At 49.5% G+C, this 6420-nt stretch carries 7 protein-coding genes and 3 pseudogenes; 2 read left to right on the forward strand and 8 right to left on the reverse strand.

The annotated features are described in order from the left end of the window. Positions 1–61: 61 nt before the first annotated feature. The 6 genes from EWV60_RS07590 to EWV60_RS07615 form a co-directional block, all read right to left on the reverse strand. The gene (locus tag EWV60_RS07590) at positions 62–961 is read right to left on the reverse strand and encodes a transporter substrate-binding domain-containing protein (protein ID WP_287231724.1); all 900 of its coding nucleotides are present in this window, start codon (positions 959–961) and stop codon (positions 62–64) included. A 14-nt stretch (positions 962–975) separates the two neighbouring features. Beyond that, on the reverse strand, positions 976–2085 hold the full coding sequence (cax, locus tag EWV60_RS07595) for a calcium/proton exchanger (protein WP_287231725.1): 1110 nt from the start codon (positions 2083–2085) through the stop codon (positions 976–978). 12 nt (positions 2086–2097) lie between these two features. Beyond that, the gene (locus EWV60_RS07600; protein ID WP_287231726.1) at positions 2098–3123 is read right to left on the reverse strand and encodes a cell envelope biogenesis protein OmpA; all 1026 of its coding nucleotides are present in this window, start codon (positions 3121–3123) and stop codon (positions 2098–2100) included. Positions 3124–3169: 46 nt separating this feature from the next. Then, a complete protein-coding gene (locus EWV60_RS07605) occupies positions 3170–3484 on the reverse strand; it encodes a DUF5132 domain-containing protein (RefSeq protein ID WP_002753402.1) in 315 nt (104 codons plus the stop codon). Positions 3485–3695: 211 nt separating this feature from the next. Continuing rightward, a complete protein-coding gene (locus tag EWV60_RS07610) occupies positions 3696–4418 on the reverse strand; it encodes an HMA2 domain-containing protein (protein ID WP_287231727.1) in 723 nt (240 codons plus the stop codon). A 5-nt stretch (positions 4419–4423) separates the two neighbouring features. Next, positions 4424–5011: a DUF454 family protein gene (locus EWV60_RS07615; protein ID WP_287231728.1), complete on the reverse strand. Its 588-nt coding sequence runs from the start codon at positions 5009–5011 to the stop codon at positions 4424–4426. 137 nt (positions 5012–5148) lie between these two features. On the opposite strand from EWV60_RS07615, the gene EWV60_RS07620 reads away from it, so the two are divergent. Both EWV60_RS07620 and EWV60_RS07625 read left to right on the forward strand, forming a co-directional pair. Continuing rightward, positions 5149–5439 (forward strand): DUF5132 domain-containing protein, encoded by a 291-nt coding sequence (locus tag EWV60_RS07620; RefSeq protein ID WP_002753396.1) that lies wholly within the window; start codon positions 5149–5151, stop codon positions 5437–5439. 371 nt (positions 5440–5810) lie between these two features. Further along, positions 5811–5991: pseudogene (locus tag EWV60_RS07625) on the forward strand (IS1/IS1595 family N-terminal zinc-binding domain-containing protein); the annotation flags it as partial. 30 nt (positions 5992–6021) lie between these two features. On the opposite strand, the pseudogene EWV60_RS07630 reads toward EWV60_RS07625, so the two are convergent. Both EWV60_RS07630 and EWV60_RS07635 read right to left on the reverse strand, forming a co-directional pair. Continuing rightward, a pseudogene (locus EWV60_RS07630) lies at positions 6022–6300 on the reverse strand (helix-turn-helix domain-containing protein); the annotation flags it as partial. Between the two features lie 8 nt (positions 6301–6308). Next, a pseudogene (locus tag EWV60_RS07635) lies at positions 6309–6420 on the reverse strand (IS30 family transposase); the annotation flags it as partial.

The raw sequence follows: 6420 nt of genomic DNA on the forward strand, positions 1-6420 counted from the left end.
GCGTTAGATTTATTGGGAGTTTCCCTGATTTGTACCCAGTAACGGGGCGGCGGAAATTCTCTTAATCCCTTCTACAGCACAGGTTATGGCCTTTTGTCAACGGGGAAGTCCAGAAATAAGAACTTCCTGCCAATAGGGCAACTTTTTTATTTTGTAAATCCTGAAGATTGCTCAACTCTTTAGCAGGTTGCTGGGTCAATGCTAGGGTAAAGGTTGTCACCAAACCTGCCGTAATTGAAGAGGTAATCGCCAGGGAAATCCACATCCATAAATAAGTAATAAACCTGCCAGTTCCAGTCACTGGAACTTTATCACCATAGCCGACTGTTGTTGTGGTAACTGACACAAACCAGAAGGCTTCTCGCACCCCCTTAAAATAATTTTTGGGAAACTGTTCGGGATTGCGCTTATGTTCAACAAACCAGATGATATTAGCTACTAAAAACAACAACAGTATAAGTCCTAGCACCGTTAGAAGCGCTGCTCGTTGCAAGAAGGGATGAATCAACTGCCAGAGGTTGGGGGCATGGCTAGGAACGAGTAGGGCAAGATAGGAGCTATAGTAAGGCTGAGTAAAAGCAACTTTTTTCAGGCGTTCTGGCGTAATTGAGATTGGTCCGACGAGCAAATCGAGGGTGCCATTAGCAACTTGATTAATACCTGTATCAACTTCCTTAACTATATAATACTCGTATTCTAAATTTTCTGAAGTGGCCATTCTCTGCCAAATCTCAATACTAATCCCATCAAACTTCGTTGTGCTTTTCGGTTGGTAGGCGGAAGATTTTGGAGAAGGCGAAGGTTTATTTGGGGAGGAAATATCATTGACAGTTAACACTTGATTTTCTATGACATAAGGCGGTGAAACATAGACACCGACTCTTAACTTAGGCGAGGCTTGAACGGGAAGAGCAATCAAGAGTAATCCCCCTATCACCGAACCAATTAAAGAATTAATCATAACAGGGATGAAATCTAAGGATGCAAATAAAAAGCTGTACCTAAAACGGCATATAAAATTAACAATAAAACTCCTTCTAGCCAATTAGACTGGCCATCGGAACTGATAGAACTGGTGATGAGAACTGCCGCCGTAGCCGCAAACATACCAAAAACGTTAAATTCTAGGGAGAGAGGAGTCGGGAAGAATAGGCTCACTAGAACTAAAAGTGGAGCCACAAATAAAACCACCTGCAAAGTCGAGCCAATAGATACCGCCACCGTTAAATCCATCTTATTTTTGAGGGCGGTTGTCACGCAAGTAATGTATTCCACGACTCCGCCAAATAGGGGCAGTAAAATAATACCTGTAAATAGCTCGGTCCAGCCTAATACTTTTACCGTCTCTTCTAGATTCCCCACCAGAATTTCTGAAATGACCACTAGAGCAACGGTACAGATGAGCAGAATTGTGACGGGTTTTCCAAATTTTGCCAAGCCGCGGTCTCGCGTAGCGAGCGCGTTGCGACCGCTGACTGGCTGAGGCTGATTTTCTCTCGCTTCTAGCCCATTTAATCTTTTCACATCTTGCTGAGACTTAAGGGAGAAAATGAGGCTCAATCCATAAAAAATTAGCAACAAAATGGCAGCCGCATAGGAAAAGTTTTGGATGGCAGCTTTCGGCAAACCGTCGGAAGTAAAGTGAATGGCACTGGGAGTCAGCAAAACTAACACAGAAAGCAGCAAGGAAGAGGCATTGAGGCGAGCAATTTCTGGCGCAAAATTTTGTTGTTGGAAGCGCAAGCCTCCTAACAACATTGCCAACCCCAATCCTAAGAGCAAATTGGCAATAATCGCCCCCAAAATACTCGCCTTGACCACCTCGACTAATCCGGCCCTAAGCGCCACTACTGAGACGACCATTTCCGTTAAATTGCCAAAGGTGGCATTGAGCAGACCGCCTAGGGTCGGGCCAATAATGGCGGCAATGACTTCCGTTGCTTCAGCAATGAAGGCCGCTAGGGGAACGATCGCCAAAGCAGAGAGGACAAAGACGAGGACGGGTGATAACTTCAGCCACTCAGCAGCAAGAGTGATCGGCACGAAGATCAGCAGCAAGAGCAAAAATTTGTTTTTAGCTGACATGGGGGGGTCCTCTTAACCGTCTTGGGGTACTTGAAGAGGTGAACCCGGTTGAGGCGGAGATGTCCAGTCGATTTTCTTGCCAGCGATCGCACCTAAGCTCCGACCGATCTCTGCCCCCGCTGCACCAGCGACTAACTTGCCGATCGCCCCTCCGACCAAAGCACTTCCTGTTTCCCCGACAAAACTACTCCCTGTCTTGATCGTCCAATCTCTCACGTCTGTCTGTGCGGGCGAGGCTTCCTGAGACGGCTTTCCTTGCCGCTCGACTTGTTGATTTAAGGCAACTGCCGTATCTTCTCCTAACTGTCCCCCTAAAACCTCTCCAGCCAGAGCGCCTACCATGCCGCCCGCCGGCCCGGCGATGACCGTCCCCACAATTGCGCCCCCCGCAGTCCCCAGGGTTTCACCGAGCTTCTCGCCGCTTTTCTTGCTCAGGTGTTCTGCGATCTTGATCGGATTTGCTCCCGCCTGAGCCTTGTCTGGCTCGGGGTGGACAATTTCGTGGGTGACATCATAGCCTAACTTTGCTCCGGTAGTGCTGCCAGCAAAAGCACCCACTTGAGCGCCCAAAACCGCCCCCCCCGGTCCGAGTGCCGAGCCGATCGCCCCGCCGATCATTCCACCGGCCACTTGTCCCGCCGACATCCCTAGAAAAGCACCACCAACGGTCGCCGGATCCACTGCTTGGCTGATCTGGCCGGCGATTTGCCCGGTGGCTGAGACGACGGACTCTGCGGTTGCCGTTGCCTTTTGCAGGGCGGTTTGCCCGACTTGATTGGCTTGTTCAGCCAAGGGTTTGACCGCCGACCTGGCCGTTTCCACGAGAGCTTGGCCAGTATCTTGGGTGGCTTTGAGGAGGGGGTTAGCGGCTTCAAGAACGGAGTCGCTTGCTGTCTGCCATTGCTGGGCGGCTGCTTCCCCTGCGGTTTTTGCCGCCTTTGCCATCTGGTTCGCCATACGCTGCGCAGCAGCTAGGAAATCGGCGGGATTGTGAGTAAATTGTTCCCCTGCTGAGGCTGATGAATCTGGATTGGCCATTACTTTTATCCTCCTGAGATTACCCCAGAACCATCGGGTTGGGTAATTATTCAGCAATTTCCACTTCTGTGGGTGCCTCGGGCTTGGCTGAACTCTTGGCAGTCCTAATTTCTGCCTCGGCTTCTGCTACCAGATCATTCCAGGACTCACTGGCCTCAGCCACAGTTTCTTGCACCTTCTCAAACGTTTCTAGTCCCCATTTAATGCCACTTTTGGTGAGGTCGCGGCCGGACTCTGCTAGAGACTTTCCTACCTCTGGATTGCCCAAGGCACCAATGAGAGGGGCGAGAGCCAGAGCTGCTGCCCCAACGCCCAGTGCCGCCACTGGCTCGATGCCTAACAACAAAGCTTCTAAATCCATAATCACTAATTTACTATCTCTATACCGCTCGATCGGCTATTTTCACTAACAGTTTAACCTGCATTATTGACTAATTGTCCAAAACTCGTTCAAGTTGACTACGCCCCTGCCTGGGGGGTGATTTTTTCCAGGTCTGCCCGCTGCCAGGACCACCATTCCTCTCCGACTTGTCCGCCGATAGCACCGCCGATGACTCCCCCAAAAAGAGAGCCTAGCGGTTCCTTGCAGAGAGCCACCCACCACAAAGCCGGCCATGCCTGTTGAAGGTTTCGCCAATCAATTCAGTGGCACCCCGCTCTAGAGTGGTTTGCAGGGACTCGGCGGGGTTCTTTGCTGGCACTGGCCAGCGTTGCGCTGCCGCTCCTGTGCCGGACAGATAGCGCACGGTTTCGCCCTCTAGCTGGCTGCCAACTGTTCGCCCGACGGCACTGCCTACCCCCGCACCAGGAATTAACCCCAACGGACCCAACAGCACCCCGCCAGCGACCGCTCCCACGCCGAATCCCATTACCCGGCCGACGGAAGAGCCGATGAGCTTGCCCCCAACTTCCTGAATTTTTCCAGTAACTGTCGCTTCCGAGAGGATTCCTTCCCCGGGCGAAGTGGTGTCACCAGTTACCGGCCTCACAGCAGTGAGCCAGTAGGCGGGAGTGAGTTGTTGGAGTAGTTGACAGAACTTTTCTTGAAAGGCTTTTTCGGTTATGCCCTGGGGATCGTAGCAGACGACGATCGAGTTGATCGCTGGAGTCAAGCGAACTTCCCTGACGGCTGCCAGGGACAAAATCGAGGTGGACAGGGGTTCGTGCAAGGAGGGATAACATCTCAGCCAAGCCAAGCGCACCCGTAGGCGGCCCGGGGTGGAATGGACGATTTGGAGAGCGCTTTCTCGAATGGCTGGGTTGCACTGGCCGCCCACTTGTTCAACGTTAATCATCTTAATTAGGAGCAAGCTAGGAAGCAGAAATGGGACAGGAGCAAGAAGGGCGTTCCTGGTAGCAGGGGCAAGATCACCCCGGCAATTCCTATGATCAAACTGGCGATGGCGATCGCCTTGAGAATTTCTTTTCCTATTCCCTCATATCCAGTCAAAAAGTTTTGCAGTTCCCCAGAGAACTGGTCCCAAAAACTCCCTAACTCGGCTTCTACGGCTTCTAGAGCGGCAGTTGGCAAGAGGGCGAGGGAATCTGCCTCTTGAACGATTGCTAAAATTGCCGCCTGCTGTTCGGACTCCGAACCAGGGTGACTCTGATAGTTGATGATCGCGCAACTTGCCGCCTGGTTGATGCGGACTTCCCCAATCCAAGGGAGGGACTGGAGGGCATAAGTCAGTTTCTCGGTATATGTGGTATCTCCAGCCAGTTTGGGGATGCCCAGGCGAAGGCGCCCCGGCAGCGAGTGCAGCACTTGGCAGTCAATTTTTGGCTGGTGGGCGATCTCGCGTAGCGAGCGCGTTGCGACCGGCAGGACTTGAGCGTTGCTTACGTTAGACTGAAGGTTTAATTCAAGGGTTGCGAGTGCTGGAGTCATTTTCTTTTCTTGCTTTCTCTACCGATCGGGATGGTCAAACATTGCTAAGTTCAACTTTAAACCAAATTAATTCAGTTTGACCTTTTAGACTAAAGGGTTTTTTGATACCCTAGAAGTGATCAAATAGCAAGGTAATCATGGAAGAGTTACTATTATTGGGCGCTGGGGCTGTAGCTGTCTTAGTTGTTGCTCCCATCGTCGGGGCGGCTGTCAACCCTGAACTAGGTAAATCCATCTCAGATTCTGGTCGCGACTTGATTAAAGGTGGCCTTAAATTTGGCATGGAAACGACGGAAAAACTGCAAAGTTCCTTTGCCGAAGCGACCGAATCGTGGAACGATCTCGTGGCCGAAGCTAAATCGGAAGTCGATACTAGGAAAGCTGCTCCGCAGCCACCTCGGGAAGTAGAAATTATTTCCGAAAGCTAACTTGAGTCCGAAAATGCCGACTGACCGACAACAATTGCCTACCCGGTGTCAGACATTGAGTTGCCAGTTGTTAGAGGATATTCAGCGGCTCTCTCCTCTGTTAGTCAGGCGACTCCTCTTGTCCCTGACAGCTTATGCACCCTGACTGCTTTACGCCCTATTCACGCAGCAGGCAGCGGACGCAATACTGGCAGGGAACTTGAAAAACCAGATGTAGCAGATTTTCGCTTTTGGCCTTTGTTTCATTCCTTCGGTAAAACCTCGGTTGGCGTTGCTGATTTAGGGTATGATTAAGGGAGAAGGCAAGCTACCAAGAATAACCCTTATCAAGCGCAGAAATTATGCAATGTCCTGAATGTTAATCCGATCATATCAATAAAAATGGTCATAAAAAAGGAAAACAGAACTATATTTGTGTGAACTGTGGAAGACAATTTACAGAGGTTTATGAACCCCAGAGAGGTTATTTTTGAAGAAATGAAACGGGAATGTCTTAAAATGTATGTTAATGGTCTGGGTTTTCGAGCCATTGAAAGGGTTAAAAACGTCCATTTGCTTATGTCCTTTAATCACATCTAGTCAAATTTTCTTGTCCAGATCTACGACCGTTGTTATGAATTCTTTATGTCCTTTTAAGTTACTAAATTCATCTAGGCTTATTCGTTCTGGTGCTTCCCACTCTTCCTTTTCTAGTTCTTTAGCACAGTGATTAAATATTAACTCAACTTCTTCCCATCCTAACCCTTCTTCTCGACTTATTTCTTCGATACTAGAATTTTTTACTCTCTCATAAATCATCGATTCATAGCGGATTGTATGATGCTGTCTTAATCTCATAAAACTCAGTCTTTCGCTGATATACGGCCAATTCAAGTCTGAATTGCATCACTGTCTGATCTACCTTTATAGAATACCTCATTCGGGGTACGATAGTCAAGACATTTTCGAGGACGATTGTTAATCAAGTTTACGGCTCTTTCC

The organism is Microcystis sp. Msp_OC_L_20101000_S702 (assembly GCF_007095705.1).
GTDB lineage: Bacteria > Cyanobacteriota > Cyanobacteriia > Cyanobacteriales > Microcystaceae > Microcystis > Microcystis ichthyoblabe_A.

What these genes read in the sequence shown, in the direction of transcription:
- EWV60_RS07600 (WP_287231726.1), bottom strand. Translation starts at nt 3,123, where the DNA reads ATGGCCAATCCAGATTCATCAGCCTCAGCAGGGGAACAATTTACTCAC.
- EWV60_RS07610 (WP_287231727.1), bottom strand. Translation starts at nt 4,418, where the DNA reads ATGATTAACGTTGAACAAGTGGGCGGCCAGTGCAACCCAGCCATTCGA.
- EWV60_RS07590 (WP_287231724.1), bottom strand. Translation starts at nt 961, where the DNA reads ATGATTAATTCTTTAATTGGTTCGGTGATAGGGGGATTACTCTTGATT.
- EWV60_RS07605 (WP_002753402.1), bottom strand. Translation starts at nt 3,484, where the DNA reads ATGGATTTAGAAGCTTTGTTGTTAGGCATCGAGCCAGTGGCGGCACTG.
- EWV60_RS07620 (WP_002753396.1), top strand. Translation starts at nt 5,149, where the DNA reads ATGGAAGAGTTACTATTATTGGGCGCTGGGGCTGTAGCTGTCTTAGTT.
- cax (WP_287231725.1), bottom strand. Translation starts at nt 2,085, where the DNA reads ATGTCAGCTAAAAACAAATTTTTGCTCTTGCTGCTGATCTTCGTGCCG.
- EWV60_RS07615 (WP_287231728.1), bottom strand. Translation starts at nt 5,011, where the DNA reads ATGACTCCAGCACTCGCAACCCTTGAATTAAACCTTCAGTCTAACGTA.